This window comes from Pelagimonas varians (genome assembly GCF_003208435.1).
In the GTDB taxonomy this organism is placed as follows: domain Bacteria; phylum Pseudomonadota; class Alphaproteobacteria; order Rhodobacterales; family Rhodobacteraceae; genus Pelagimonas; species Pelagimonas varians.
The window spans coordinates 45,648-70,865 of record NZ_QKMF01000011.1 but is presented as its reverse complement, the minus strand read 5'-3'; the positions used below and the strand labels follow the sequence as shown (position 1 = coordinate 70,865).

Here is a 25,218-nt window from a genome sequence, read left to right as displayed (position 1 = left end):
CTTGTCTTTAGACTTAGCTGTCTTTGCGGCCGTATTTAACCGGCTTCCAGATGCGCTTGTTGGTCAGATACAAAAGAACCGAAAGCACAGTCAGAAACAAAACAGCGGTAAAACCAGCCTGTTTGCGCGCCATCATTTTGGGCTCTGCGGCCCACATCAGGAAGGCTGCAACATCTTCAGCTTCGTGGTGCAAAGTGGTCGGGTGACCATCGGCATATTCCACATCTTCACCGTACAAAGGCTGGCCCATTGCAATCCAGCTGCCTGGATACAGGTGATGGCCTGCTTCGTCCTTGCAGGACTCGGGGTAGCCACCGGATGCGAAGACTGTGTTGTAGGCACCTTCCATATCGTCAGGTGTACAGTCCGGCGCATCGGCATAGCCGTTGAGCAGTGCAACGATGTATTCCGGTCCACCAATGCCTTTGAAGAACTGGTTGATGCCCAGCCCGTAGGGGCCATGGAAACCAGCGCGGGCCTTGGCCATCAAGGTCAAGTCAGGTGCCCCAGCCGAGGTGTTGGCCGGGAAGTTGTCCGCAGGAATGGCCGGACGGAAGTCATCAAGAGCTTCGTCGAAGATCTCGAAGTTCTGTTCGGCATAAGCGCGGACTTCTGCTTCGGAGAACTGTGGGCCGCCCGCGTCACCCAAGGTGCGCAGAGGGACGTATTGCAGACCATGACAGCTTGCACAGACTTCAGTATAAACCTGAAGGCCGCGCTGCAGCTGTGCCTGATCGTAAGCACCGAAGGCACCATCAAACGAGAAGTCGATATTCTCGATATGGCCGCCGGTGCCCGCTGCCATGGCACCGGTGGTGCCAATAGCCAAGGCCGTCAGGGCCGAGAGGGTGAGTTTCTTAAACATCTCTATCGGTCCTCTTACTCAGCCGGGGTGCCGGCGGATTTGCCGTACTTGCTGTTAAAGTCTTCTTCGATTGTCGCAGGCTGCGGCAATGGTTTTTCGATGACGCCCATCAGCGGCAGGATCACCAAAAAGTAGCCGAACCAGTAAGCCGATGCGATCAACGAGAAGGTTGCATAAGGCTCTTCTGCGGGCATTGCCCCCAGCCACATCAGCACAACGAAGTCGATAACCAGAAGCCAGAACCACCACTTAAGCATTGGACGGAAGCGGGCCGAACGGACCGACGATGTGTCGAGCCAAGGGGCCAGCGCCATCACGGCAATCGCAGCGAACATCGCGATAACACCAAAGAATTTGGCGTCGATGATGCCACCGGTGATGAAGGATGCAAACTGCACAACCCAGACTTCGGAAGTGAACGCACGCAAGATCGCGTAGAAGGGCAAGAAGAACCATTCAGGAACGATGTGTGCAGGTGTCACCAGCGGGTTGGCTTCGATGTAGTTGTCCGGGTGGCCCAGATAGTTCGGCATGAAGCCAACAACGGCAAAGAAGATAGCCAAAACAACAGCCAGCGCGAACAGATCTTTGATGACGAAGTATGGCCAGAACGGAAGCGTGTCTTTCTTGACCGATTCCTTGCTGTCTGTACGCACGTCAACACCAGTTGGGTTGTTGTTGCCAGTGGTGTGGAAGGCCCAGATATGGACGACAACCAGCGCGGCAATCACGAACGGCAGCAGATAGTGCAGCGAGAAGAAGCGGTTCAACGTTGCGTTGTCCACCGCTGGTCCGCCCAGCAGCCATGTCTGGATGGCTTCGCCGATAAACGGGATCGCGCCAAACAAGCCAGTGATAACAGTCGCACCCCAGAAGGACATCTGACCCCAAGGCAAAACATAGCCCATAAAGCCTGCGCCCATCATCATCAGGAAGATCAGCATGCCGACGATCCAAGTGATTTCACGTGGGGCTTTGTATGAACCGTAGTACAGGCCACGGAAAATGTGGATGTAAACAGCAAAGAAGAACAAAGCCGCGCCGTTCGCGTGTAGATAACGGAGCATAAAGCCACCGTTCACGTTACGGGTGATGTGCTCGACCGATGCGAACGCATGATCAACATGCGGTGTGTAATGCATCGCCAGAATGATACCGGTGACAATCATGTGCACCAAGCAGTAGGCCAAAACGATGCCCCAAATCCACCACCAGTTCAGGTTTTTGGGGGTGGGGATCATGATGGTGTCATAAAGCAGGCCAACCACAGGCAAACGCTTGTGTAGCCATTTTTCTCCGCCCGTTTTGGGCTCGTAATGGTCGTGTGGAATACCGGACATATGTGCGTTTCCTTATCCCAGCAAAATGGTTGAATCGTCGACGAACTCTGCCGGTGGAACCGGAAGGTTTTCAGGCGCGGGACCTTTACGGATGCGGCCAGAGGTGTCGTAGTGCGAACCGTGGCATGGGCAGAACCAGCCGTGATAGTCGCCAGCGCCATCGCCCAGCGGAACACAGCCGAGGTGGGTGCAAACACCCATCATCACCAGCCATTCGCCACTGTTTTCGCCTTCGAAATTCGACAGGCTGCGGTTGCCGTCAGTACCATCGCCGCCACCGTTTAGGTTGGCGTTGCGGGCGTCGTTATCGATCAAACCAGCCAGATCGACATCAGCCGCTTCGGCGATTTCAGTTTCGGTACGGCGGCGAATAAACACCGGTTTGCCCAACCATTTGACGGTCAGCTGTGTGCCAACCTCAACGCTGGACACGTCGACACGAATGGTCGACAGGGCCAAAACGTCGGCTGAGGGGTTCATCTGATTGACCAAAGGCCAAGCGGCGGCCCCTGCGGTGACTGCTCCTGCGCCAGCTGTGGCGTAGTAGAGAAAGTCCCTGCGGGTGCCTTCGTGATCGTCTGCGTGTGACACGAGGTTTGCTCCATTGCTAATGCTCGGGGTCGGGGTGATCGACCGCAACACAAAAGGGCCGCTTGTAGGCGGCGTTTCCGGAGCGTTATGTAGCCCCACGCGTTAAGAGCGTAAAGAACGCAAATGTCCGAGTTTGCAATCAGCGCGGATGTGTCGCGGTTGAATGACAGGTGCTAGGTACACATTTGCACGAGAGTCTCGAAAGTGGCCTAAATCGGAGCGGCTAGAGCCGCCGGTTTTGGATTTTCAGCGCGTTTTGGACCCATGGTAGGCGAATCACAAACGGCGACCTTTCACTTGGGTTTGTTGACACGCCCCCATACCGCCACCATTGGCCAGGCGACGCGTCACAATTGTACTTTACCGGTTTGGAACGGCTCGGATTTAAGGGCCGAACCGACCAGAGTTTAGCCAACGGGCATTGTCGCGACCATCGAGGGGCGCTGCGCAAATACCTTTTCCCACGCGGCCAGTCCATCACGTCCTGCGCGCCAGTTGCGGGCCCCGAGGCGAAAGTCGATGTAGCCAAGGGCGCAACCCACGGCGATGTGGCCCATATCCATCGGACCGTATAGATGGCTCATCCAGCGGGTGTTCAGCGCGTCAAGCCCGCGTTCAACCTTGGTCCATTGGCTTTCAACCCAGTCTTCCGAAACTTTTTCGGCCGGACGCAACCGGTATTCATAAACCATTGCCAATGCCGCTTCGGTGATACCATCGGCAGCGGCTTCTAGCGTCAAAGTTTCCCAGATCCGTGCGTCAGGATAAAGACCGGCCTTGGCGCGGGCGTCCAAAAACCGGCAAATGACGCGGCTGTCATAAATCGCTGGTCCGTCCGGACGGGTCAGCGCAGGAATTTTCCCAATGGGATTGGCGGCCATCAGCGCAGAGTCAGTTGCCATCGGGGTCGTGTGGACATTGATCTGTTCGACATCTTGCAACTGGTCGGTCTCATGCAAAGTCACGCAGACTTTGCGCACAAAAGGCGAGGCTGGTGAAAAGAAAAGCTGCATCAGGGGAATCCTTACTGAATGGACGTGCCGTGTACGATAGCCCCTTGGCGCTGCACGGCAAGAGTCACGCGGGTTTTGCCTTGGGATGAGTGGCCTCGTAAACTTTCATCAGGTGGACTTGATCCACGGCTGTATAGGCCTGAGTTGTCGACAGGGAGGCATGACCAAGAAGTTCTTGAATGGCCCGCAGATCGCCGCCAGCCTCAAGCAGATGTGTCGCAAAGCTATGGCGCATGGCGTGCGGGGTGGCTGTGGCGGGCAGGCCCAATTGCATACGCGCCTGTTCGGTGACCTTGCTGATCAAGCGCGGGTTCAACGGGCCGCCGCGAGCGCCGCGAAACAGCGCGTCATCGGGGCCAATATCAAACGGGCAAGTTTTTAGATAATCTGTCACAGCGTGGCGGGCGACAGGCAAGACAGGCACAATGCGTTCTTTGCCGCCTTTGCCGATGATCCGTAGCGTTTCGCCAAAGGGAAAATCGCGCCCACGCAGGCCAAGCGCCTCTGATATCCGCAACCCGCAGCCATACAGCAAGGTGATGACAGCCGAATCGCGGGTGCCGATCCAGTCTTCGCGTGATTGCAACGCGACGGTGTCGATCATGGCACGGGCTGATTCCTGCGCCAACGGTCTGGGCAGCTTCTTTTGAAACTTGGGTGCGCGCGTCAAAAGAACTGCCGTTGGCTCAAGGCCTTCGCGTTCCGCAAGCCAGCGGTAAAAGCTTTTGACGGCGGAAAGTTTGCGCGCCACGGACCTTGAGGCGGTGTCGTGTGCCCGCAGATGTGCCATCCAACTGCGCATGTCCGATGTTGACACCCGTGCCAAGGGGGCAAGCCCCTGAGACTCGCCATGATGGACGGTTAAAAACGTGATGAATTCCAAAACGTCAGACTGATAGGCGATGATCGTATTGTCGGCAGTGCCCTTAAGGGCGCGGGCGGTTTCCAGCCATGTTTGCAGCGCCTCGCGGGCCGCCGGAGAAATTACCAGTGATGCTTCGGCGGTCACGACAACCAGCGGCGCATGGTTCTTTCGAACACGCCGGCGAAGAACCCCAACAGATCGGTGCCTTGTTGCGGGGTAAACATGTGTGGATCTTCTGAGCCTAATACCAAAAGGCCCGGCAAGCGGCCGGGGCCGAAATCCAGCTTGAGGCAGGCCTCAGAGCGTATCCATTCTGACTTGTCGCCGTAGATGCGGGCGTCGCCTTGTTGCAATTGGCGCAAAGTGACTTGTCTGAGGGGGGCCTCGCGGCCGTCCGAAACAAAGGCTTCGACAAACCCAGGTTCCGATACCGAAAGCACTTCGCCCACACGTTTCACCACTGTGTCACCGTCGGTTTGCGCAGTTTCCAGCACCAGTTTTATGACGTCTACGCGTAAGATCTGCGCCACCTCGGTGCCTAAATCCTGCAAAAAGGGTTCGAATTCGACCGGATCAAGCATCCGCAGCACAGCACGGTGAATTTGGTTGGTGCCAGCAAGGTTTTCATAGGCCGCAGCAATCACCGACCGATGCGTATCTTCAAGGCGATCGAGCCGCGACTCCAGACGTTCCATCGCGATACCGCGCAGATCGATGATATTGCCCCCCATCGCACGCTCGTTCGCGGCGATCAGCGCTTGCATCAAATCTTTGTCGTCCAGAATCATATCGGGACGCGAAATAATGCTCTCGCGAAGAGAATCTTCGATTCGCTGGCTTTTGCTCATGATTGTCTCGTTTATTTGTGCTCGTCGAGCGCGTGCCGCCTTGGGGCGATCTGGGCGCATGTTAGCCCTTGTTTGGCCCCGCCGGTGCCGTAATGTCAAGGTTTTCCACTGGCGCGGCGGCCACGTGAAAGGCTGGACAGATGGAAAAACCCTGCCACAATGGAGGGATAGGGAGAGAGCCATGCCAAAAATTTCAGCCAATGCCGAAGCCCAGACCGTGATCACCACTTTTGAAACCAGCCCGGGCACATGTCAGGATCTTATGGATGCCTTGGAAGATGCCTATGCCTCTTTCATTTCCAAGCAGGAAGGGTTTATCGCGGCGGGTCTCCATGTGAACGATGCCCAAACCCGGATCGCAAATTATTCGCAATGGCAGCGCCGTGAAGATTTTCAAGCAATGCTGCGCAGTGATGAGATGCGCGCACGGAACCGGAGAATTTCGGAATTGTGCCGGACGTTTGAGCCTGTCCTTTATGATGTAGCTGCCACCTATTAGGCCGCAATCGGTGCGGGTGGGGCGTGCAGCGACAATCGAAATCCCGCACCGCGCACGGTCTCCAGTTCGACCGCGCCATTGGTCGCCTTGAGGCAAGACCGCAGGTTGCAAGCGTAGACATCGAAAATTCGTGTTTCAGGCTCATTGCCGAACCCGTAAATATGCGTCAACAAATCGGAGCGTGTGATCAGCCTGCCGGGCCGCAACGCGAGGTATTCCAGCATTTCGTAAATTTTGGGTGACAGCTTGATGGGGCAATCTGAAATGCGGGCACCGCGGCGCGCCAAGCATACGGACAGTGATCCATACGAGAGTTGCGAAGCTGAAAACCCGAGGGCACGCCGGGCAATTGCCAGAAGATAGCCCTGTATTTCCGTAGCTGAACTGCAGGGGTCGATCACAGCGTCTGCGCCATCTGCCAACCAGCTGGCCTTGTGTTCGGGGGCCGCGTTGCTGGATAGCAAGACGATCGGCGTCTGCTTTGCGGCAAGCCGAAGACCACGCAACGTCACTCCGTTTCGGTTCAGGTGATCGGCGTCGAACAGTAGCAAATCGGCCAGGCCTGATTTTAGATAATCGGGCAAGTCTTCTGGATTATCGGTTCTGGAAACCAGCGTTCCGACATCTAGCAAATCCTGAGCAAGGCTCATCATATCCCAGCTGGTTTCAGCAATAAGATAGCGCATGTTAAATCCTCCCGTTCCCAGAAGTCCCGAGCTGGGTAGCGCCCGGGCGGGATCACGAAATCGGCGTGTTCGGAATCCAGATCAGCGCCTTCTGGCGATCAAGTGGATCGGGGAAGCTGCATTCTGCTGCTTTGAACTATGGTAAATGGAGAATGTGAAAAAAAGGTGGCAAAAATGTGGATGCGCTCTGCCGAAGTGATCTGACTTGAATCAAGGCGCAAGGGATTGTCTCGGCGCATGATCCGGGCAGGAGGTCAGCGCTATGTATAAAAATATTCTAGTCCCCGTCGCATTCGAGGATGGCAACGATGCCAAGGTTAAACAGGCGTCCGAGGTCGCCCGTTCATTGGCCGCAGAAGGTGCGCGGATTACATTTCTCCATGTGATGGAGCAAATTCCGGGCTACGCGATTAGCTATCTGCCCGCAGGTTATTCTGCTCAGGTGCGCCAAGCCATTGAGGACGAGCTTGAAGGAATCGCTGCCCAAGTCGAAGGTGGTGTCGGTCTGGTTGTGGACGGCCATTCGGGGCGTACGATTTTGGATTGGGCTGAGACCAATTCACCTGATTTGATTGTCGTGGCATCGCACCGTCCGGGAATGCAGGATCTTTTGCTGGGATCCACCGCCACACAGGTGGTGCGTCACGCGTCCTGTGCGGTTTTTGTACTTAGATAGGTTGGTTTAACCTGAACTGTGGTCGTTCAGGTGTGCGGGCGAAGGTTTTGGGTATCTTGTCAAAGTGAGTTTGAAGGGCCCCCGATGTGGGGCCTTTCCGTTTGCCGAACCGTACTTTGCGGCCTTGCGCAATATGAGAAACGCTTGGAAAGCACTTGCATCGGACATGTAGGTGTCCCCGTGCATTCGGAATTTTCAAAAAGGGCAATCGTTAGTGCGGGCGGATGATGACAATCAGCGATCCACCTCACGGTTCTCCATGATTGATGCGATTGCACGCCTGTGCGGCACGATAGAAGATTTTTAGGCCATGACCGAATAGGCCGGTTCCATGGACGTCTTTGTCGTTTCCAGACAAAATTGCATATTTGACTGGAAACGCACTTGCCCACGGGCCACCGCGCAAATCAGCCCGGTTGCCTGAAAACGCACCCGTCCATGGGGGCGGATCGCTATTGCGATATACTGTTGTGCTAGGGTGATGGTGGAGCCTAGCGGGATCGAACCGCTGACCTCCTGCATGCCATGCAGGCGCTCTCCCAGCTGAGCTAAGGCCCCATCAATGTTGGCGTCGTCGTTGCCGTGAGGCGGTGACTAAGCAATGCTGCGGGCGGGATCAAGCGAAAAAATCCCGCCACGCAAAGTTTTTTAAGAGTCGTCGTCGTCGCTGGCAACATCTGCGATTTCGTCAAGCGAAACCGTGTCGTCGTCATCTTCATCTTCCAGAACTGTGTCGTCGTCGATATCAACATCAACGTCGTCATCATCATCCAGCAGATTGACTTCCGCCTCTTCTTCTTCTTTGGCCTTTTTGTTGGCCTGATCCGCAGCATCCGCCGCCATCAGCGACTTCTTACCGGTCTCGATATTAACAACCTCGCCAGTATAGGGACTGACAACTGGGTTGCGATTTAGGTCGTAGAAACGCTTTCCGGTGGTCGGGCAAACGCGCTTGACGCCCCATTCTTCATTGGGCATGGGTAGTCCCCTTCAACTCGTGGTCTGTTCGACAATCTGGGCCAACTGCCATATCAACACGCCGGTGTCAAAGGCTTTGACGCGCGAATGACTAAGGCAAATGATAGTAAGGGGCATATGAGCCAGTTCAGCCTGCCGGGGAACCCTCCGATTGATGTTATTTTGCGGCGTTCGGCGCGGGCAAAGCGGTTGTCGCTGCGTATGTCGCAGCTTGATGGCCGTGTGACGCTGACTTTGCCAAACAAGGTACCCGAATCGCAAGGGATGGCGTTTTTGCGGGAGAAAGAGACATGGCTGCGCAGCCATCTCTCAAAACGCGATGTTGATGTGGCGGTTGCCCTTGGCACCCAAATTCCGGTCGAAGGCGAAATGTTGCGCATTGAGCCCGGTTCGGGGCGGTCTTTGCAGCGCAGTGACGGGGCCTTGCGTGTGCCGGGCCCCGAGGACCGCGTGGCGGCCCGTGTCAAAGGCTGGCTGCGCACTTTGGCGCGCGACCGCTTGGCAGAGGCATGTGATGAATATGCACAGCGTTTGGGGCGGCCCTATGATCGGCTGACTTTGCGCGATACGCGGTCGCGCTGGGGGTCTTGCACCCATGATGGCGGGTTGATGTTTTCATGGCGTTTGATTTTGGCCGACCGCGAGATTTTGGATTATGTCGCGGCCCACGAAGTGGCGCATCTGGCGGAAATGAACCATTCACCGGCCTTTTGGGCACAGGTTGAACGGATTTACGGTGATTGGAAGCCCGCGCGCACATGGCTGCGCGAAAACGGGGCGGCTTTGCATCGCTTCCGGTTTGATTGATGGCGGTTATCCGGCGCATTGACCTTTTCGATTTTTGTGATCACATACGCGTATGCACAGTTTAAGACCTCTTGAAACAGCTTCTGCCCATGACCGCGTTTATCGCGGCTTGCGTACTCGAATCATGCACGGACAGATCGCGCCAGGTCAGGCGCTCACGCTGCGGGGGTTGGGCAAGGAATTCGGGGTCTCGATGACACCGGCCCGCGAAGCTGCGCAGCGATTGGTCGCCGAAGGGGCGTTGCAAATGTCGATCTCCGGCAGATTGTCGACGCCGGAATTGTCCAACGAACGTATCGAAGAACTGGCTGCGCTGCGCGCCTTGATTGAGGTCGAACTGGCCAGTCGGGCGCTGCCGCGCGCGCACATGCAGCTGATCGAGCGGATGCAGAACATCAACAACGGCATTGCTGATGTTGTCAGCAATCGCGATGCGGTGGGCTATATCCGGACCAATCTGGAATTCCACCGGACGCTGTATTTGCGGGCGCAGGCGCCAGCAATGTTGGCGATGTGCGAAACCGTTTGGTTGCAGCTGGGGCCTACAATGCGGATGCTTTATGGGCGATTGCGCCGCACCGAAGCGCCGCAGTATCACCGTCTTATCCTTGCCGCGTTGCAGTCCGGGGATGAACCCGGCCTGCGGTTGGCTGTGCGTTCGGATGTGACGCAGGGCCTGAGGATGCTGGCTAGCTAAATCAACCTGCTGCCAGTGCAGTATCCATGAGGCCTTTGATAGATGCGGTCGAGGTTTGGGCGACGATGCGGCCCAGTTCCTGATCGCCTTTCAAGGCAACAAGGGTCGAGCGGCGCGGGATCTTCATACTTTTGACCAGATCAGAGCTGCCGTAGGTGTCCCAATCCACGTCAATAAAGGTGATCTTGGCTTCGTAGTTCGGATTCCCATCCTTGAGCTTTTTGATCACCCGTTCTTGGGCGGCACAGGTTGAACACCAGCTGGCTTTGAAATCCAGAAAGACAACATCACCTTGGGCGAGATGTTTTTTTACCAATCCGGGGGTGTAGTCGGCGCTGGCATTGGCCGCAAATGGCACAGTGGCGGTTAGGCCGGCTAGAAAAGTACGACGGTCCATAGGGAACTCCTTTTAGAGAGAGACAGATAGGTCAATCAGCCAAGCGGGCAATGCGCCGATCAGCCAGGCTTCGATATAGTGGTGCCAATTTAGCAAAAGCGCGGTGCCAACCAGGATGAAGACGGCCCCGAGAATGGGACGTGCCGCAATGGCCAAGCTGCGCAATTGGGTATTGTAGCGGCCAATCGCGCCACGGGTTCCATAGGCAAGGCCTAGGATCAGGGTCGACACCCCCAGTGCAAAGGCCGTCATGATGACTGTGGCGCGCAGCAGGCCTTCGCCCTGCGAGGCCAGCGAAATTGCCCCGCCCAGCGTCGGGCCGATACAGGGGCTCCAGACTGCGCCAAGCAGCAAGCCGCCCAAAAATTGCCCGCGTAGGTCTGATCGGTCAACAGAGTCCATCTGTACGTCCGCACGCGCAGACATCCCTGCGGTTGCTCCGGCCAGAACGGCACTGGCGCGCGGGATCAGCAAGGCGATCCCGAACAAAATCATCAACACAGCTCCGGCTTTGGAGATCGTATCGATGTTGATCCCTAGCAAATGACCAAAAGCCGTTACGCTGACACCAAGCGTTACAAAGCTCAGGCTAAGACCCGCGGCCATCGCAACGGGACCGAGCCGTCCGGACTGAAGCGCGCCTGCGATTACAATCGGTAAAACCGGCACGACGCAGGGGTTAATCAGGGTCAGCAGACCCGCACCATATGCAAAGATATATTCCATGTGAACTATATTGCGGATGCTCCAAGCACTGTCACTTAAACAATCGACGGGTTTTCTTCACGTCCACGTGGGGATTGTTGCAAGTCTATTCGTTAGAGCTTTGGGGGTGTGTCGGCTATGCTGCTTGGCAACACCCCATTCGTAATATTTGGATCCCAATCATGAGCATTCGAACAACAACCGGGCGCGGCCAGCGCTATGACAGTATTCTTGACACCGTTGGCGATACGCCGACGATCAAGATCAACCGCATTGCACCAGATCACGTCAATGTCTTTGTGAAGTTCGAAGCGGCGAATCCCGCAGGTTCTGTCAAAGATCGCTTGGCGTTGAACATCATCGAATCTGCCGAACGGGACGGGCGGCTGAAGCTCGGCCAAACCGTGGTCGAGGCGACCTCGGGCAATACCGGTATCGGGCTGGCGATGGTCTGCGCCGCGAAGGGCTATCCGCTGGTCATCACTATGTCCGAAGCGTTTTCGGTCGAGCGCCGTCGTTTGATGCGGTTCTACGGCGCGCAGGTTGTCACCACTCCGAAGGCCCTAAAAGGGTTCGGTATGGTCAACAAAGCGATTGAGCTGGCGGAGAAGAATGGATGGTTTCTGGCGTCGCAATTCGAAACGGCAGACAATGCGGATATTCACGAAAATACCACAGGCCAGGAAATCATGGCGGATTTCGCAGATGAAACGCTGGATTATTTTGTCACGGGGTTTGGCACAGGCGGCACGGTAACCGGTGTCAGCCGGGTGCTTCGCAAGCAAAGTCCGGACACGAAAATCATTCTGGCCGAGCCTGCAAATGCGGCGCTGATCGGGTCTGGCTATGTGAACACCCGCAATGCCGCCCGCCAGCCAAGCGAAACCCATCCAAGTTTTGAGCCGCATCCGATCCAAGGTTGGACACCTGATTTCATCCCATTCGTTTTACAAGAAGCGATTGATAAAAAAGGGTTTGACAGTTTGATAACAGTGTCTGGTCCGGATGGCATTGCTTGGTCAAAACGCCTTGCGGCCGAGGAGGGGATTTTTACAGGCATTTCCGGCGGAGCGAGCTTTGCCACCGCGATGCAGGTGGCCAAAGATGCACCTGCCGGAGCCAATATTCTGGTCATGCTGCCCGACACCGGCGAACGCTATCTGTCGACCCCTTTGTTCGATGGAACCGAAGAAGAAATGAGCGCGGAGGAAATCGCAATTTCCCAATCCACGCCCACGGCCCAAATGGGGTGATATAAAGCGGCAGACCGAAAATTGGACTGGCAACTGCGCCGCCAGTCCAAACTGTTTAGCAACAAGAGTGTGTTACGCGAGGTGCTTTTTGAAATGCGCTAGGGTGCGTTCCCAAGACAAGTCAGCCATCGCTTCGTCAAAGCGCGGCGTGCTGTCATTGTGGAACCCATGGTTGGCCCCTTCATAAATATAGGCCTCATAGTCTTTGCCGTTGGCCTTCAGTGCTTCTTCATAAGCGGGCCAGCCAGCATTCACCCGCTCGTCCAGTTCCCCGTAGTGCAACAAAAGCGGGGCCTGGATTTTCGGGACATCTTCTGCGGCAGCCTGACGGCCATAATAGGGAACGGCGGCTTTGAGTTCGGGGTAAGCCACCGCTGCGGCATTCGACACGCCGCCGCCATAGCAAAATCCGGTAATCCCGACGTTGCCGGTTGATCCTTCGTGCGCCATCAGGAATTCAACAGCAGCAAAGAAATCATTCATCAGCTTGGTGCTATCAACAGTCTTTTGCAGTGTCCGCCCTTCAGCGTCATTTCCGGGGTATCCGCCGACTGAGGTCAGCCCATCCGGTGCCAAGGCCATGAATCCTGCTTTGGCCAAACGGCGGGCGACATCTTCGATGTACGGGTTCAACCCGCGGTTTTCGTGAACAACCACAACAGCGGGCAGCTTGCCTTCTACCTTGGCGGGGCGCACCATATAGCCGCGCACTTCGCCATGGCCGTTGGGGGATGGATACATGATGTATTCTGGCTCGATCTCGGGGGCATTGAACGACACCTGTTCAGCCAATGCATAGTTCGGGGACATCAACCCCAACACTGTTGTCGCCGTCATGCCTGCTACGGTGAATTTTGCGGCACGTTCCAGAAACTGCCGTTTGGTGATCATTCCGTGGGCATAAAAATCGTAAAGTTCCAAAAGTTTTGGATCAAAATCTTTCGCGGTCAATCTGGTCATTTTAGTCCCTTTTTGCTGCTAACAAGAGGCTGGTGTTCCCTGCTTGGATAGCATGCGCCGATCTGACGCAGCGAGTCAAAGATGAGTTGGTTCGAATGCGGAAGCACACTGAAATGTGACTACATGTCGAAGAGCAAAAGCGATTTTTGCCAAAGAAAAGGGCGCATCCCCAAGCGGAGACGAACCCGAATTTCGTGCCCGTGTTTTGAGAGTTCGCCCTAGGCGGCCAATCCGCGCGACCCGATTTCAAGAAATTTCTTGCGACGTGCTGCGATCAGCTCTTCGCTGGACTGGCCCTTGAGCTCGCCCAACATGCCGGCAATTGCGGATCCGACAGCTTTGATTGCGGCTGCCCGGTCCCGATGTGCCCCCCCCAGAGGTTCTGGTATCACACGGTCAGCAACGCCAAGCTGATAAAGATCGTTGGCTGTCAGTCGCAGCGCTTCGGCGGCATCGCGCATTTTTTCGGCGTCTTTCCAAAGGATCGAGGCGCAGCCTTCGGGGGTGATCACCGAATAGACCGAATGCTCCAGCATGGCGACGCGATTGCCAGCAGCAAAGGCCACGGCCCCGCCGGATCCGCCCTCGCCAATGACAACGCAAACCAGTGGCACTCCGATTTCAAGACATTTTTCGGTAGATCGGGCGATGGCTTCGGATTGGCCGCGCTCTTCTGCACCAAGGCCGGGGTAGGCACCGGGCGTGTCGACCAAAGTCACAACTGGCAGGCCAAAACGTCCTGCCATTTCCATCAGGCGCACCGCTTTGCGGTATCCTTCGGGGCGGGCCATGCCAAAGTTGTGTTTGATACGGCTTTTGGTGTCATTTCCCTTTTCCTGACCAATCACCATAACGGGTTGATCGTTGAAACGGGCCAATCCGCCAACAACGGCATGATCGTCAGCAAAGTTGCGGTCCCCGGCCAAAGGCGTGAATTCCGTGAACAGGGCGTCGATGTATTCTTGGCAATGTGGCCGGTCGGGGTGACGTGCGACCAGGCATTTGCGCCATGGTGTCAGCTTTCCGTACAGATCCTTGAGAAGGTCTTTGGCCTTGCGATCAAGCGCCTCGGCTTCATCCTCGATATCCATATCTTCATTGCCGCGCGCCATCGCACGCAGCTCTTCCGCCTTGCCTTCGATTTCGGCAAGAGGTTTTTCGAAGTCTAGATAATGGGCCATGCGATGCTCCTCAAAGTCTTGATGCTATATGGCGTGGCTTTTGCACGGATGCAACTCGGACAAATAGCAGGGCCTGATTTTGTGTTAGCTGATCAAAACCGGAATCATCGAAAGAACCAGAAGCGCGGCCATGATTCCGTTGAATATGCGCAAGCGTTCAGGTTTTGCCAAAAGGCGGCGCACACCCGTTCCCAAAACCGTCCACGACAGTGCTGACACGGTACCGATCACTGCGTAGGTTGCCGACACCCAAAGGATGGCGCTGACATCCCGCGAAGTTGCGTAAAGGGTGATTGCTCCCAATGCCATAGACCAAGCCTTTGGATTGACCCACTGAAACCCGGCCGCCTGCACAAAAGTCAAAGGTTGCGCATCGCTTGGCGCATCCTTTGGCGGCTGTGCGGTCGCGATCTTCCAAGCCAGCCAAAGGATGTAAGCGACCGAGGCAATCCGCAAAACATCATAACTAACGGGCCAGACTTCAAACAGTTTCATAACGCCTAAACCGATCATCAAGATCATCAACGGAAACCCGTAGGCCACGCCGGCGAGATGCGGCAAAGACCTCCGCACACCAAAATTGGCTCCCGCGCTCATGAGCATCAGGTTGTTGGGCCCGGGTGTGAACACGGTGCTAAAAGCAAATATCGCAAGTGCGAGGAATATATCTTGTGTCATGCAGGCAAGATTGCTTATTTTTTCCGACCAATGGTTGCAAAATTTAGCGTCAGGATGCAGCCTTCACAATATATGAGCGAATTAGATGAAATTGACCGCCGAATATTGCGCGAGCTTGCCTTGGATGGGCGGCTGAGCAATCTTGCCTTAGCGGATCTTGTGGGACTGTCCCCATCGGCTTGTCTGCGCCGTGTCGCCGCTTTGGAAAAACGCGGAGTGATTACAGGGTATCGTGCTGTTCTCAATCCCGAAAAAGTCGGGATCGGTTTTACGGCTTATGTGACCGTTGGTCTAAACAAACATAATAAGGAAGCGCAAGAAGCATTCGAAGGTGCAATGATCCGCGCGCCCGAGGTTCGCGAATGTCACAATACAACTGGTGCAGTTGAATACCTGCTGCGTGTCGAAGTCGCAGACCTAGCGGACTACAAACACTTCCACACAGAAGTGTTGGGGACGCTGTCACAGGTTAATTCCATAACCTCCTATGTTGTGATGGGCTCCCCAAAAGACGAACGCGCTTGATTTTCTTCTGTCCCTAAATATCCCGGGGAGCGCGAGGGGCTGGCCCCTCGCTCCAACGACAAAAGCGGCCGGCCACCGATACATGGGAACCAGCCGCTTTGACATTCAGCATTGATTTAAGATGCTGCAATCAACTCCGATTGCGCGACAATCACTTCGGCTTGTTTGATGCTGGCGATGTCGACCAAGCGGCCTTTGTAGACCGTAGCCCCCTCACCATTGGCCTTGGCCGTTTCCATCGCCGCCAGAATTTCGCGCGCTTCTGTTACAGCGGTTTCTGAGGGGGTGAAAACATCGTTGGCCAGCGCAATCTGCTTAGGATGGATAGCCCATTTGCCAACCATGCCCAATGTCGCTGACCGTTTGGCCTGAGCGATATAGCCTTCGTCGTCCGAGAAGTCACCAAAGGGTCCGTCGACCGGCAAAACACCATGCGTCCGGCAAGCCGCAACAATCGCGGTCTGCGCCCAATGCCATGGATCTGAATAGTGCCGCGTCTCGCCGTGCAACATGTAATAGTTTTCTTGCGTCCCACCGATGCCAGTGGTCTGCATCCCCATCGAAGCGGCGAAATCTGCCGCGCCAAGGCTCATGGCTTGCATGCGCGGGCTAGACGCCGCGATTTCTTCGACATGGGCCAGACCGGCGGCCGATTCGATGATGACTTCAAAACTGATCGGCTTAGTGCGACCCTTGGCTGTTTCAATCGCTGTGACAAGCGCATCAACAGCATAGACATCGGCGGCGCAGCCAACCTTGGGGATCATGATCTGGTCAATGCGATCACCGGCTTGTTCTAACAGGTCGACCACGTCACGGTACCAATAGGGCGTATCGAGCCCATTGATGCGCACGGACATGTATTTTTTGCCCCAATCAATGGTGTTAAGCGCCTCGATGATATTGGCGCGGGCGGTGTCTTTATCCGAAGGCGCGACGGAATCTTCGAGATCCAGATTGATGACATCTGCCGCAGAAGCCGCCATTTTCGGGAACAGCTTGGTGTTCGAGCCGGGGCCAAACAGTTGGCAACGGTTGGGGCGGGCAGGGGCGGTGGGTTGAATTCGGAAGCTCATGGCAGATCCCTTCGGTAAGGAAATTTCGATTTCTCTACCTCACGGGTTATTAAATTGCGCAATGCTGCGCAAGCAAAAAGAACCTGCATGTGTTTCTGCGCTGCGGCGCGTCGAATAATTTCGCGAATAAATTTCATTTACCGGATAATCTTCGAAAATTGAGGCTCAGCTTCGCAATCTAGCAAGGATATTCTGAAAAATGCGGGCCAAACTTCGTCAAGTTAAAAACACACCTGCACTTTTGGGGACGCGCCATGATTGAAACACCATATTTGCTTTTTCTCGGCGATGCGCCGGACATGTTGGCCGCAAAGGTCGCCATCGGCATTCGTGACTGGCGCCCTGAAAATGCCCTGGGTCAAATTCGCCTGCCGGGCTGCGGCGCGGACCTGGGTCTGAATGACATGACATTGGCCGAGGCCAAGGCCGCTGGTGCCAAAACGCTTGTGATTGGCGTGGCCAATCGCGGCGGCATGATTTCACCTGCTTGGAAAGAAGTTCTGATTCAAGCGTTGGAAATGGGTTTCGATCTGGCTTCGGGCTTGCACAACCTTCTTCGCGACGAGGGTGATCTGGTGGCGGCCGCTCAAACCTTTGGTGGAACCCTGCACGATGTGCGGGTGCCGACTGTTGGGTATCCTATCGCCAATGGGGTGAACCGCACTGGCAAGCGTTGTTTGGCTGTCGGGACGGATTGCTCAGTCGGAAAAATGTACACAGCACTGGCGATGGACGCCGTTATGCAAGAACGCGGTATGAAATCGACATTCCGCGCGACAGGCCAAACTGGCATCTTGATTACTGGACATGGGGTTCCCTTGGATGCGGTGATTGCGGACTTTATGGCCGGGTCGATCGAATATCTGACACCAGACAATGAAGAAGATCATTGGGATATGATCGAAGGGCAGGGTTCGCTTTTTCATATTTCCTATTCTGGCGTGACCATGGCTTTGGTGCATGGAGGCCAGCCGGACGCGTTGATCCTGTGTCATGAACCAACGCGCGAGCACATGCGCGGCCTGCCCGGGTTTTCTTTGCCGTCCCTAGAAGAGTTGCGCGATACGGCCCTGCCATTGGCGCGCAAGTCCAATCCGGCCTGTCAGGTCGTGGGTATTTCGGTAAACACTCAGCATTTGAGTGAAGAGGACGCCGTTGCCTATATGGCGCAGGTTGAGGACCGCATGGGGCTGCCAACGGTTGATCCTTATCGACATGGTGCAGGCCGTTTGGTTGATGCACTGGCTGCGGTGTGATCTGATGACGGGGTGACGCTTGCGCTACGCGCGTCGCCCCACCCGCCATCCCGCGAGGTGGCAGATAGACAGGTTTGGAAAACTAAATGATCGAAGTGACACGGAATGTGTTTCGTCTGGCGCAAGTGTTTACCATTTCGCGCGGGTCACGCACCGAAGCCAAAGTACTGACCGTTGCAATCACCCGTGATGGGCACACAGGATACGGTGAATGTGTGCCTTATGCCCGCTATGATGAAACCTTGGAGAGCGTCACCGCCGAAATTGAAGGCCTGCCTGCTGATGTGACGCGGCAGGCTTTGCAAGGGTTGCTACCGGCAGGTGCAGCGCGCAATGCCGTGGATTGTGCTTTGTGGGATCTTGAGGCCAAACAGGCGGGAGTGCCGGTTTGGGAGCTGGCGGGATTGCCCGCGCCAGGCCCCGAGATTACAGCCTATACCTTGTCCCTAGGTACGCCCGAAAACATGGAGCAAGCGGCGCGCGACAATGCCTTTCGGCCCTTGCTCAAAATTAAACTGGGAACACCCGATGACATGCCCCGGCTTGAGGCCGTGCGGCGCGGTGCTCCGGATGCCCAAATTATCATCGATGCAAACGAGGGGTGGAGTGCCGAAGTGTACGCCAATCTTGCACCGCATTTGGTGCGCTTGGGCGTGGCTTTGGTTGAGCAGCCTCTGCCGGCAGGGGATGATGATGCATTGATTGGGATGGACCGCCCGGTGCCTGTTTGTGCCGACGAAAGCTGTCATGACCGCGCCAGCCTGCCAAATCTAAAAGGCAAATATGATGTGGTGAACATCAAGCTGGACAAAACCGGCGGGCTGACCGAGGCGCTTGAGTTGAAAAAAGCCGCCTTGGCCGAAGGCTATGATCTGATGGTTGGCTGCATGGTCGGATCCAGTCTTGCAATGGCCCCTGCGACCTTGGTTGCCCAAGGCGTGGCCGTAACGGACCTTGACGGGCCGCTTCTTCTGGCCGAAGACCGCAGTAACCCTTTGCGGTTTGACGACAAAGGGGTGCATCCGCCTCAGCCTGCGCTTTGGGGCTAAACACCGATTTGGGGAAACCCGGCAGACGTTTTACGGCGTTTGAGGTGTGAAATCGCACCTCGTGCCCGCCAGCCGCTCATACTTGGAGATATAACATGACGCGCACCGTTTACGTGAATGGCGAGTATTTGCCAGAAAATGAAGCCAAGGTTTCCATCTTTGATCGCGCATTTTTGATGGCAGATGGCGTGTACGAAGTGACCAGCGTTCTGGACGGCAAGCTGATCGATTTTGACGGCCATGCTGTGCGTTTGCAGCGCTCTTTGGATGAACTCGACATGCCGTCGCCTTGCACCATGGATGAGTTGTTGGAGATTCACCGCGAGTTGGTGAAGATCAACGAAATCGAAGAGGGCATGGTCTATTTGCAAGTCACCCGCGGCGCACCCGACGATCGTGATTTTGTATTCCCCGATCCCGAAACCACGCCGCCGACGCTGGTCTTGTTCACGCAGAACAAACCCGGTTTGGCAGATAACCCTGTCGCCCAGAAAGGGATCAAGGTCATTTCGATCGACGATCAACGCTGGGGTCGCCGCGATATTAAAACTGTGCAGCTACTATACCCGTCGATGGGCAAGATGATGGCCAAAAAGGCCGGTGCGGATGATGCTTGGCTGGTCGAAGACGGATTTGTCACCGAGGGCACTTCCAACAACGCGTATTTCATCAAAGGCAACACTATCGTAACGCGTGGTTTGTCGAACGATATTTTGCACGGTATCACACGTGCCGCCGTGTTGCGCTTTGCCCGCGAAGCGCAAATGCAGGTCGAAGAACGCAATTTCACCATCGCCGAGGCGCAAGCCGCAGATGAGGCGTTTATCACCTCGGCCTCTACGTTTGTGATGCCTGTGGTTGAAATCGACGGTGCAAAAATCGGCGCGGGCGTTCCGGGTTCCAACGCATTGCGTTTGCGCGAAATCTATCTGGATGAAAGCCGCAAGGCCGCGATCTGATCGCGCGGCGATGCGCGATCTCTTTGCCATAATTGCAATTATCCTGACCGTTATTGGTCTGGGTGTCTTTCGCGTACCGGATGAAAACGCGTTGGTTGCGGCTGGTATTAAGGCCGCTGCCGACGGTGCGGTGTATCAAGAAAAGCATCCGGTCCAAATTTCGGTAAAGGGGCGTGCGGTCACGGCCAAAGGACGGGTGGAAACAAAAGAAGCCGCGCAGGCGATAGAAGCCCGACTTGCAGCCTTGGATGGGGTGGAAGCTGTGATTGGCGACTGGGTTGTCTTGCCCAATGCCGCCCCTTTTTCCATAGCACTGTCCAAATCGGATGCGGGGATAACGGCGCAAGGGTTTGTACCCGGAGAGACGACCTTGGCTGCCCTTTCAAAGATCCTTGAACTGGAGCAAACCGATTTGGTTGTCGCAGCGGGTGTTCCTGATGCGGATTGGGCGAAGGTTGTGCAGCGCACCGCGCAGGCATTGTTGCAGATGGTCGATGGGACCGTGGACGTGGTTGACCGCAGGATTGCCGTTTCCGGAACCGTTCCGCTACCCATGCATGCCGCTGCGATTGAGGCGGATCTTGCGCAACTGCCAGATGGCTATGAGCTTACCTTGGACGTTAAGACCCAAGACGACGGTTTGCCCTACAGTTTCTTTGTTTCACGCGACCCGATTATGGGCGTCCGATATAGTGGAAAGCTTCCGCCAGATTACACCCCGTCTGGCTTGAATGCGTTGGGCGGGCATGTTGTTGGATCAGTCCGCACGGCGGCTGTTGATTTGGGCGTACCAACGTTTCAGCCGGTGACGGATATCGCATTGAAAATGTTTGAGTATCTGGAAGACGGTGTGATTACTGTCAGTCCGGATGTTCTAACCATCCAAGGCGGTCCGATGCCGCAAGAGACGATCGAGCAGATAGAGACCTTGGGTGGTGAATTGCCCGGCGGGGTGGTTTTTACTACAGCGCTAACTCCTCAAAGTGACGGAATTCCTTTGAGCCTATTAGCCGAATGGGATGGGCGCACCTTGGCCCTGTCGGGCCATGTCCCCAGCACGTTTTTGACCGCGCAGGGGGATGACGCAACTGCGGTTTTCTTGGAAAAAGCAGGGTTTGGCGACGCTGGCCAATTGGACCTTACCTATGCGCCTCATCCTGATCTACACGGGTGGGATGCGCCGTTTTGGGCGGCCCTTCCTGCGCTCAAAGCGCTTGAAGCGGGACGTTTGACCTATGGTGCCGAGGGCGTGGCAGTGACCGGTACGGCCGCAGACCCACAGGCGCGGCGTGCGGCAGATGTGGTGTTGGACAATGCCGCCGACTTTGATGTTTTGCTGCTCGATGACGGCAATCCACCGGAATTCCGATTGAGTTTTGATGTTGCCACAAATGCAGCGGTGGTGGGGAAACTGCCGGCGGGTCTGTCGCCTGCAGTGCTGTCCGAAGCCTTGGGCGGGTTTGAAATACGGGGAAAACCGCAGGTGTCTCCGGACGGGGAAGGCGCGGAGGTGCTGCGGGTTCTCGTGGCTCTTCGGGGTTGGTTGAGCGAGGTTGAGAGCATCTCACTTGACTATACGTTGGACACGATCACCGTTTCTGTGGTTCCGATGCCGGGCCAAGATGCAGCTGCGCTCAAGGCGGCGCTGGTTCAGGCCTTGCCGCCAAAGACCGTTTTGCACGTCAAAGCCGAACCTCCCCCCTTAGAGGGCGCGCGCCGGATGCATGTTGTCTTGCAGCAGCCGCAGATTTTTGCCGAAGGCTATTGGATGCCGTCCCTCAGTTTTGCGCCGAATGTTGAAAACTGTGATGCGCAGATGGGGTTGGTGCCCCCGATCCCATTTGAAACTGGCCGCTTTGGTTTGGGTTTTGGGGCGGAATGGCCCTTGGCGCATTTGGCAGCGGTGCTACGGATCTGCACCCGATTTGGAAGTCTGACCGCGCAGATCAGCGCCGAGGTGTCCAGCTCCGAGGTGCCCGCCTGGAACAGGCAGCTTAGTCGCCGCCGCACTGAAAGTGTTCGCCTTGCGATGATTGAGCGTGGTGTCTCTGCGGATCGAATGACCAGCCGGACCGCTGATCAGGCACAAGGCGGTGACCGTGTGGTGGTCAGCTGGAAATAGGCCCGTCAAGATAGTCGGCTGCATGTAGTCCGGCCCAGCGGCCCGTCGAAAGGCAGGCTGTGATCAAATACCCGCCAGTGGGCGCATCCCATTCCAACATTTCACCTGCACAAAACACACCCGGTCTGTTTTTGATCATCAGATCGCTGGTCAAACCGGAAAACGCTACGCCGCCTGCGGTTGATATGGCCTCGTCCATAGGGCGCAGGCCTGTGTATGGAACGGGCACAGCTTTCAAAAGTTGCGCAAGTTTGGCGGAATCCGATGGCAATGGCCGTTGCACTTCGTTGAGCAAAGCCATGACCTGCGCGGGCAAACGCAGGGCTTTGCGCAGATGGTTCGACAGGCTTTGTTTCCCGCGTGTTTTTTTCAGGCGGGTGATCAATGCGTCATGAGAAAGGTCCGGCATCAAATCGATATGCAGTGCGGCTCCGTCCCGCAGCGACGGTGAAAGCGGATAAATGCCGCCTCCTTCGATCCCGCGCGCGGATAGAATGACTTCGCCGCGCTGGGTTTGGTCGCCAGCTGAAAAGCAGGCGTTTTTGATCGGACTGCCGAAAAAGCGGCGCATGTGATCGCTCCAGGAAACGACAACACCAACATTGGATGCCGCAAAAGGCGTGACAGCCACGTTGCCTTGTGCCATTTGATCCGCCCATTTTCCGTCTGACCCAAGACGGGCCCAACTGGCCCCTCCGAGGGCGAGAACGGTTGCGTCGGCGGTTAAAGCCAGTGGCCCCTTAGGTGTCTCAAAACAGGCTGCACCATTGTGATCCCAGCCCGTCCAGCGGCAGCGGGTTCGAATGTCCAAACCTTTGGCGATCAATCGCGCCAGCCATGCTCTTAGCAGCGGAGAGGCTTTCATGGCTGTTGGATAGAGACGGCCGGATGAGCCGACGAATGTGTCTTGCGCGAGGTCTTGCGCCCATTGCCGCACCTGCCCGGGTCCAAAATCCCGCAACATCGGTCTAAGACGGGCCGCATCATCGCGATAGGCTTCGATGAATGTTTCTAGCGGTTCGACTTTGGTGAGGTTAAGGCCGGATTTTCCTGCCATCAGCATTTTGCGCCCCAAAGACGGTTTTGCATCCGCCAAGATGACGCCGTGGCCCGCGTCCAGTAGCATTTCCGCGGCCATCAATCCCGCAGGTCCGCCGCCTATGACAAGGGTTTGGCTCATGTGTCGGGGGTCCTCATTTCGATAACCCGATGTGGGTAAGGGATTTCGATGTCGTTGTCGCGCAGCGCGTTCCAGATCAAAAATCCGACGTCCGAGCTGAATTTATGGCGGCCATCATCGATGCCATTGACCCAAAATTCGACGGCGAACTCAACGCCGCTGTCGCCAAAAGCACGAAATTCACAGTCAGGTGGAAACGGGTCGCTCAGCACAGCCGGATGTTTTGCGACCGCCGATTCAATGATGTCAGGAATTTTGTTGATGTCGGTTTTATAGCTGACAGAAAACGGCACTTCGTACCGGTTAGTAGATCCTTGATCGGAATAGTTTATGACGCGAGTGGTGATGAAATCCTCGTTGGGCACCACGATCCAACGGCCGTCATAGGTTTCTAAAATCATTGCGCGGGCAGTGGTTTGGACAATGGTGCCTGCCATGCCGTTATCAAGCTCGACGTAGTCGCCCACTGTCGCTTGGCCCTCTAGCAGCAAGATTACGCCGGAGATGTAATTCGATGCGATCTTTTGCAGACCGAACCCAAGGCCAACACCAATGGCACCAGATAGCACGGCGAGAGAGGTCAGCGGTACGCCGATGATGCTCATCAACAAGATGAACGCGATGCCATAGATCGTTAGCTCTGCGGCTTTGGTGGCCAATTGGCGGGCGGCTGGCCGCAATTCTTCCTGTTTTTCAAGATAGCTGCCGGTTTGGTCATTGGACCAACGCCCCAGCCAAAACAGGATTGAACCGGCAATGACGCCGCGGATCACCGCCATTACAGTGAACTCGATATTCCCGAGCGATACCGTCATTTCGTTCAGATAGGCGGTGGCGTAGTCCAATAGGCCAAGTGCATAGAGCACCATAATCGGCAGCAAAATAGTTTTGCCCAAGACACGTAAGAAAACGTCGGTGATGATTTCCTGAACCAAAATCCGAGCCGCAAGAAGCAAGAAAACACGTTTGCCAAAGGCGATGACGGCACCAGACCCAAACAGGGCGCGCGTCGCCTGCTCTCCAATCGCGGTGAACCCCCATGCTAAAAGCGGCAAAAGCAGCGGGACAAAGATCAGCACAAACCTGCGAATTGTTGACAGGATCGACGTCTTGCCTGGCTCTGGCGTCAAAATGCGTTCCAACAACGGCCGCAGCCGTTTGTTCAGGACATATGAGGCTGCAAAGGCCGCAAGCAAAAGTCCGAATTGCGACCATGCTGCAGGCGAGAGCACCCAGACCTTGGCGATGTCCCAGACCTGAAGGGCATAGCCAAGCATATTTTGCACAACGGGAGGCAGTGAGGCTGTGTCGAAATTCATGGGTGCAGGTTCCGGTCTGTATCTGTGCCAACTCTTGCCTTGGTGGGCCGAAAATCACAAGGGCCGAGCGTCATGCGCAATTGAAACCCGCATGTGTGCATGCCAGCGGCTTCAGGGGCGGGCTGGGCGAGCGTGGCGCGCGATTTTTCGTCGAAAAATCGATTGGCGCTGGTCTTGCGGATGGTTCTGCGCAGTCATACCTTGCTGCAAGACTGGAGCCCGCTCATGACCCACCGTTTCCCGATCCGCGTCTACTATGAGGACACCGACATGGCTGGGATCGTGTATCACGTCAACTACCTCAAGTTCATCGAACGCGCCCGCTCGGACTGGGTCAAGGAAATGGGGCTTGATCAAAACGCCATGCGCGAAGAAGGTGTGGTCTTTGTGGTCCGGCGTATTGAAGCAGACTATCTGTCAGCGGCCAAATACGACGACGAACTAGAAGTTCAAACCGTTGTGCGAAGCATGGGCGGCGTTCGGTTGATTATGGGACAAGAGGTGCTGCGCGATGGCGAAGTTGTCTTTCGCGCCGAGGTGACAGCCGTTTGTATGAACCTGGAAGGTCAGCCGACACGCCTGCCAAAACAGCTTCGCAAATCTGTTCACTGACTTTGGCGTGGCTGGCAGGGAATTGCCCAGCTGCGCCGATTTGCGCGTATTGATGCCTGAGGAGTAGCCTTTCCCCTGCAA

The 25,218-nt window shown here is 55.9% G+C and carries 27 protein-coding genes and 1 tRNA gene; 11 read left to right on the top strand and 17 right to left on the bottom strand.

The features are described 5' to 3' along the window. Positions 1–13 precede the first annotated feature (13 nt). The 6 genes from C8N36_RS14815 to C8N36_RS14790 all read right to left on the bottom strand — a co-directional run bounded on the left by C8N36_RS14815 (position 14) and on the right by C8N36_RS14790 (position 5,522). Positions 14–865 carry a cytochrome c1 gene (locus C8N36_RS14815; protein WP_176527103.1) on the bottom strand — a complete coding sequence of 284 codons (852 nt, stop codon included), beginning with the start codon at positions 863–865 and terminating at the stop codon, positions 14–16. Positions 866–879: 14 nt separating this feature from the next. Further along, complete coding sequence (gene petB, locus C8N36_RS14810; protein WP_097805471.1) at positions 880–2,205, bottom strand: cytochrome b; 1,326 nt, start codon at positions 2,203–2,205, stop codon at positions 880–882. A 12-nt stretch (positions 2,206–2,217) separates the two neighbouring features. After that, positions 2,218–2,796: a ubiquinol-cytochrome c reductase iron-sulfur subunit gene (gene petA, locus C8N36_RS14805; protein WP_097805554.1), complete on the bottom strand. Its 579-nt coding sequence runs from the start codon at positions 2,794–2,796 to the stop codon at positions 2,218–2,220. Positions 2,797–3,203: 407 nt separating this feature from the next. Then, entirely contained in the window at positions 3,204–3,809 is a 606-nt protein-coding gene (locus C8N36_RS14800) for a glutathione S-transferase (protein WP_097805470.1), read from the bottom strand. A gap of 64 nt (positions 3,810–3,873) precedes the next feature. Continuing rightward, on the bottom strand, positions 3,874–4,818 hold the full coding sequence (locus C8N36_RS14795) for a tyrosine recombinase XerC (protein WP_097805469.1): 945 nt from the start codon (positions 4,816–4,818) through the stop codon (positions 3,874–3,876). Beyond that, entirely contained in the window at positions 4,815–5,522 is a 708-nt protein-coding gene (locus tag C8N36_RS14790; protein WP_097805468.1) for a DUF484 family protein, read from the bottom strand. The genes C8N36_RS14795 and C8N36_RS14790 overlap by 4 nt, the downstream gene beginning before the upstream one ends. Positions 5,523–5,703: 181 nt before the next feature. On the opposite strand from C8N36_RS14790, the gene C8N36_RS14785 reads away from it, so the two are divergent. Beyond that, a complete protein-coding gene (locus C8N36_RS14785; protein ID WP_097805467.1) occupies positions 5,704–6,021 on the top strand; it encodes an antibiotic biosynthesis monooxygenase family protein in 318 nt (105 codons plus the stop codon). Here C8N36_RS14785 and C8N36_RS14780 read toward each other — a convergent pair. Next, the gene (locus tag C8N36_RS14780) at positions 6,018–6,707 is read right to left on the bottom strand and encodes a winged helix-turn-helix transcriptional regulator (RefSeq protein ID WP_097805466.1); all 690 of its coding nucleotides are present in this window, start codon (positions 6,705–6,707) and stop codon (positions 6,018–6,020) included. The two genes, C8N36_RS14785 and C8N36_RS14780, sit on opposite strands and share 4 nt — an antisense overlap. A gap of 262 nt (positions 6,708–6,969) precedes the next feature. Between C8N36_RS14780 and C8N36_RS14775 the strand changes: the two genes are divergently transcribed. Further along, on the top strand, positions 6,970–7,383 hold the full coding sequence (locus C8N36_RS14775) for a universal stress protein (RefSeq protein ID WP_097805465.1): 414 nt from the start codon (positions 6,970–6,972) through the stop codon (positions 7,381–7,383). Positions 7,384–7,865: 482 nt separating this feature from the next. Here the strand turns inward: C8N36_RS14775 and C8N36_RS14770 are convergent. Together C8N36_RS14770 and C8N36_RS14765 are read right to left on the bottom strand one after the other, a co-directional pair. Next, positions 7,866–7,941 (bottom strand) — tRNA-Ala (locus tag C8N36_RS14770). A gap of 90 nt (positions 7,942–8,031) precedes the next feature. Further along, entirely contained in the window at positions 8,032–8,361 is a 330-nt protein-coding gene (locus C8N36_RS14765; RefSeq protein ID WP_097805464.1) for a TIGR02300 family protein, read from the bottom strand. A 117-nt stretch (positions 8,362–8,478) separates the two neighbouring features. On the opposite strand from C8N36_RS14765, the gene C8N36_RS14760 reads away from it, so the two are divergent. After that, the gene (locus C8N36_RS14760) at positions 8,479–9,168 is read left to right on the top strand and encodes a M48 family metallopeptidase (protein WP_097805463.1); all 690 of its coding nucleotides are present in this window, start codon (positions 8,479–8,481) and stop codon (positions 9,166–9,168) included. 52 nt (positions 9,169–9,220) lie between these two features. Beyond that, positions 9,221–9,865 carry a GntR family transcriptional regulator gene (locus C8N36_RS14755; protein ID WP_097805462.1) on the top strand — a complete coding sequence of 215 codons (645 nt, stop codon included), beginning with the start codon at positions 9,221–9,223 and terminating at the stop codon, positions 9,863–9,865. 1 nt (position 9,866) lies between these two features. On the opposite strand, the gene C8N36_RS14750 is transcribed toward C8N36_RS14755, so the two are convergent. Both C8N36_RS14750 and C8N36_RS14745 read right to left on the bottom strand, forming a co-directional pair. Beyond that, positions 9,867–10,262: a thioredoxin family protein gene (locus C8N36_RS14750; protein WP_097805461.1), complete on the bottom strand. Its 396-nt coding sequence runs from the start codon at positions 10,260–10,262 to the stop codon at positions 9,867–9,869. A 12-nt stretch (positions 10,263–10,274) separates the two neighbouring features. Then, a complete protein-coding gene (locus tag C8N36_RS14745; RefSeq protein WP_097805460.1) occupies positions 10,275–10,988 on the bottom strand; it encodes a cytochrome c biogenesis CcdA family protein in 714 nt (237 codons plus the stop codon). Positions 10,989–11,149: 161 nt separating this feature from the next. On the opposite strand from C8N36_RS14745, the gene cysK reads away from it, so the two are divergent. Next, positions 11,150–12,220 (top strand): cysteine synthase A, encoded by a 1,071-nt coding sequence (gene cysK / locus C8N36_RS14740; RefSeq protein WP_097805459.1) that lies wholly within the window; start codon positions 11,150–11,152, stop codon positions 12,218–12,220. A gap of 72 nt (positions 12,221–12,292) precedes the next feature. Here cysK and yghX read toward each other — a convergent pair whose 3' ends face one another. The 3 genes from yghX to C8N36_RS14725 form a co-directional block, all read right to left on the bottom strand. Beyond that, positions 12,293–13,180, bottom strand: a complete 888-nt coding sequence (yghX, locus tag C8N36_RS14735) for a YghX family hydrolase (RefSeq protein WP_097805458.1) — start codon at positions 13,178–13,180, stop codon at positions 12,293–12,295. 218 nt (positions 13,181–13,398) lie between these two features. Next, positions 13,399–14,361, bottom strand: a complete 963-nt coding sequence (locus tag C8N36_RS14730; RefSeq protein ID WP_097805457.1) for an acetyl-CoA carboxylase carboxyltransferase subunit alpha — start codon at positions 14,359–14,361, stop codon at positions 13,399–13,401. 84 nt (positions 14,362–14,445) lie between these two features. Beyond that, entirely contained in the window at positions 14,446–15,039 is a 594-nt protein-coding gene (locus C8N36_RS14725) for a LysE family translocator (RefSeq protein ID WP_097805456.1), read from the bottom strand. A 72-nt stretch (positions 15,040–15,111) separates the two neighbouring features. On the opposite strand from C8N36_RS14725, the gene C8N36_RS14720 reads away from it, so the two are divergent. Continuing rightward, entirely contained in the window at positions 15,112–15,564 is a 453-nt protein-coding gene (locus tag C8N36_RS14720; protein WP_097805455.1) for an Lrp/AsnC family transcriptional regulator, read from the top strand. A gap of 116 nt (positions 15,565–15,680) precedes the next feature. Here C8N36_RS14720 and C8N36_RS14715 read toward each other — a convergent pair whose 3' ends face one another. Beyond that, positions 15,681–16,640: an L-malyl-CoA/beta-methylmalyl-CoA lyase gene (locus C8N36_RS14715; protein ID WP_097805454.1), complete on the bottom strand. Its 960-nt coding sequence runs from the start codon at positions 16,638–16,640 to the stop codon at positions 15,681–15,683. Between the two features lie 254 nt (positions 16,641–16,894). On the opposite strand from C8N36_RS14715, the gene dgcN reads away from it, so the two are divergent. The 4 genes from dgcN (at position 16,895) to C8N36_RS14695 (ending at position 22,026) form a co-directional block, all read left to right on the top strand. Next, positions 16,895–17,896: an N-acetyltransferase DgcN gene (dgcN, locus tag C8N36_RS14710; protein WP_097805453.1), complete on the top strand. Its 1,002-nt coding sequence runs from the start codon at positions 16,895–16,897 to the stop codon at positions 17,894–17,896. A gap of 86 nt (positions 17,897–17,982) precedes the next feature. Continuing rightward, positions 17,983–18,945 carry an N-acetyl-D-Glu racemase DgcA gene (gene dgcA / locus C8N36_RS14705; RefSeq protein WP_097805452.1) on the top strand — a complete coding sequence of 321 codons (963 nt, stop codon included), beginning with the start codon at positions 17,983–17,985 and terminating at the stop codon, positions 18,943–18,945. A gap of 95 nt (positions 18,946–19,040) precedes the next feature. Continuing rightward, positions 19,041–19,904 carry a D-amino-acid transaminase gene (locus C8N36_RS14700; protein ID WP_097805451.1) on the top strand — a complete coding sequence of 288 codons (864 nt, stop codon included), beginning with the start codon at positions 19,041–19,043 and terminating at the stop codon, positions 19,902–19,904. 10 nt (positions 19,905–19,914) lie between these two features. Beyond that, positions 19,915–22,026, top strand: coding sequence for an OmpA family protein (locus C8N36_RS14695; RefSeq protein WP_141468115.1), 2,112 nt, complete (start codon positions 19,915–19,917; stop codon positions 22,024–22,026). Here C8N36_RS14695 and C8N36_RS14690 read toward each other — a convergent pair. Further along, a complete protein-coding gene (locus C8N36_RS14690) occupies positions 22,013–23,206 on the bottom strand; it encodes a TIGR03862 family flavoprotein (RefSeq protein ID WP_097805449.1) in 1,194 nt (397 codons plus the stop codon). The genes C8N36_RS14695 and C8N36_RS14690 overlap by 14 nt on opposite strands. Next, positions 23,203–24,525, bottom strand: coding sequence for a mechanosensitive ion channel family protein (locus C8N36_RS14685; protein WP_097805448.1), 1,323 nt, complete (start codon positions 24,523–24,525; stop codon positions 23,203–23,205). Before C8N36_RS14685 ends, C8N36_RS14690 begins: the two co-directional genes overlap by 4 nt. Before the next feature lie 225 nt (positions 24,526–24,750). On the opposite strand from C8N36_RS14685, the gene ybgC reads away from it, so the two are divergent. Further along, positions 24,751–25,137: a tol-pal system-associated acyl-CoA thioesterase gene (gene ybgC / locus C8N36_RS14680; protein ID WP_097805553.1), complete on the top strand. Its 387-nt coding sequence runs from the start codon at positions 24,751–24,753 to the stop codon at positions 25,135–25,137. Positions 25,138–25,218 lie beyond the last annotated feature (81 nt).

Coding starts and splice junctions, on each gene's coding strand:
- C8N36_RS14815 (WP_176527103.1), bottom strand. CDS start 865: ATGTTTAAGAAACTCACCCTCTCGGCCCTGACGGCCTTGGCTATTGGC.
- petB (WP_097805471.1), bottom strand. CDS start 2,205: ATGTCCGGTATTCCACACGACCATTACGAGCCCAAAACGGGCGGAGAA.
- C8N36_RS14800 (WP_097805470.1), bottom strand. CDS start 3,809: ATGCAGCTTTTCTTTTCACCAGCCTCGCCTTTTGTGCGCAAAGTCTGC.
- C8N36_RS14790 (WP_097805468.1), bottom strand. CDS start 5,522: ATGAGCAAAAGCCAGCGAATCGAAGATTCTCTTCGCGAGAGCATTATT.
- C8N36_RS14785 (WP_097805467.1), top strand. CDS start 5,704: ATGCCAAAAATTTCAGCCAATGCCGAAGCCCAGACCGTGATCACCACT.
- C8N36_RS14780 (WP_097805466.1), bottom strand. CDS start 6,707: ATGCGCTATCTTATTGCTGAAACCAGCTGGGATATGATGAGCCTTGCT.
- C8N36_RS14775 (WP_097805465.1), top strand. CDS start 6,970: ATGTATAAAAATATTCTAGTCCCCGTCGCATTCGAGGATGGCAACGAT.
- C8N36_RS14765 (WP_097805464.1), bottom strand. CDS start 8,361: ATGCCCAATGAAGAATGGGGCGTCAAGCGCGTTTGCCCGACCACCGGA.
- C8N36_RS14760 (WP_097805463.1), top strand. CDS start 8,479: ATGAGCCAGTTCAGCCTGCCGGGGAACCCTCCGATTGATGTTATTTTG.
- C8N36_RS14755 (WP_097805462.1), top strand. CDS start 9,221: ATGCACAGTTTAAGACCTCTTGAAACAGCTTCTGCCCATGACCGCGTT.
- C8N36_RS14750 (WP_097805461.1), bottom strand. CDS start 10,262: ATGGACCGTCGTACTTTTCTAGCCGGCCTAACCGCCACTGTGCCATTT.
- C8N36_RS14745 (WP_097805460.1), bottom strand. CDS start 10,988: ATGGAATATATCTTTGCATATGGTGCGGGTCTGCTGACCCTGATTAAC.
- cysK (WP_097805459.1), top strand. CDS start 11,150: ATGAGCATTCGAACAACAACCGGGCGCGGCCAGCGCTATGACAGTATT.
- yghX (WP_097805458.1), bottom strand. CDS start 13,180: ATGACCAGATTGACCGCGAAAGATTTTGATCCAAAACTTTTGGAACTT.
- C8N36_RS14730 (WP_097805457.1), bottom strand. CDS start 14,361: ATGGCCCATTATCTAGACTTCGAAAAACCTCTTGCCGAAATCGAAGGC.
- C8N36_RS14725 (WP_097805456.1), bottom strand. CDS start 15,039: ATGACACAAGATATATTCCTCGCACTTGCGATATTTGCTTTTAGCACC.
- C8N36_RS14720 (WP_097805455.1), top strand. CDS start 15,112: ATGAGCGAATTAGATGAAATTGACCGCCGAATATTGCGCGAGCTTGCC.
- C8N36_RS14715 (WP_097805454.1), bottom strand. CDS start 16,640: ATGAGCTTCCGAATTCAACCCACCGCCCCTGCCCGCCCCAACCGTTGC.
- dgcN (WP_097805453.1), top strand. CDS start 16,895: ATGATTGAAACACCATATTTGCTTTTTCTCGGCGATGCGCCGGACATG.
- dgcA (WP_097805452.1), top strand. CDS start 17,983: ATGATCGAAGTGACACGGAATGTGTTTCGTCTGGCGCAAGTGTTTACC.
- C8N36_RS14700 (WP_097805451.1), top strand. CDS start 19,041: ATGACGCGCACCGTTTACGTGAATGGCGAGTATTTGCCAGAAAATGAA.
- C8N36_RS14695 (WP_141468115.1), top strand. CDS start 19,915: ATGCGCGATCTCTTTGCCATAATTGCAATTATCCTGACCGTTATTGGT.
- C8N36_RS14690 (WP_097805449.1), bottom strand. CDS start 23,206: ATGAGCCAAACCCTTGTCATAGGCGGCGGACCTGCGGGATTGATGGCC.
- C8N36_RS14685 (WP_097805448.1), bottom strand. CDS start 24,525: ATGAATTTCGACACAGCCTCACTGCCTCCCGTTGTGCAAAATATGCTT.
- ybgC (WP_097805553.1), top strand. CDS start 24,751: ATGACCCACCGTTTCCCGATCCGCGTCTACTATGAGGACACCGACATG.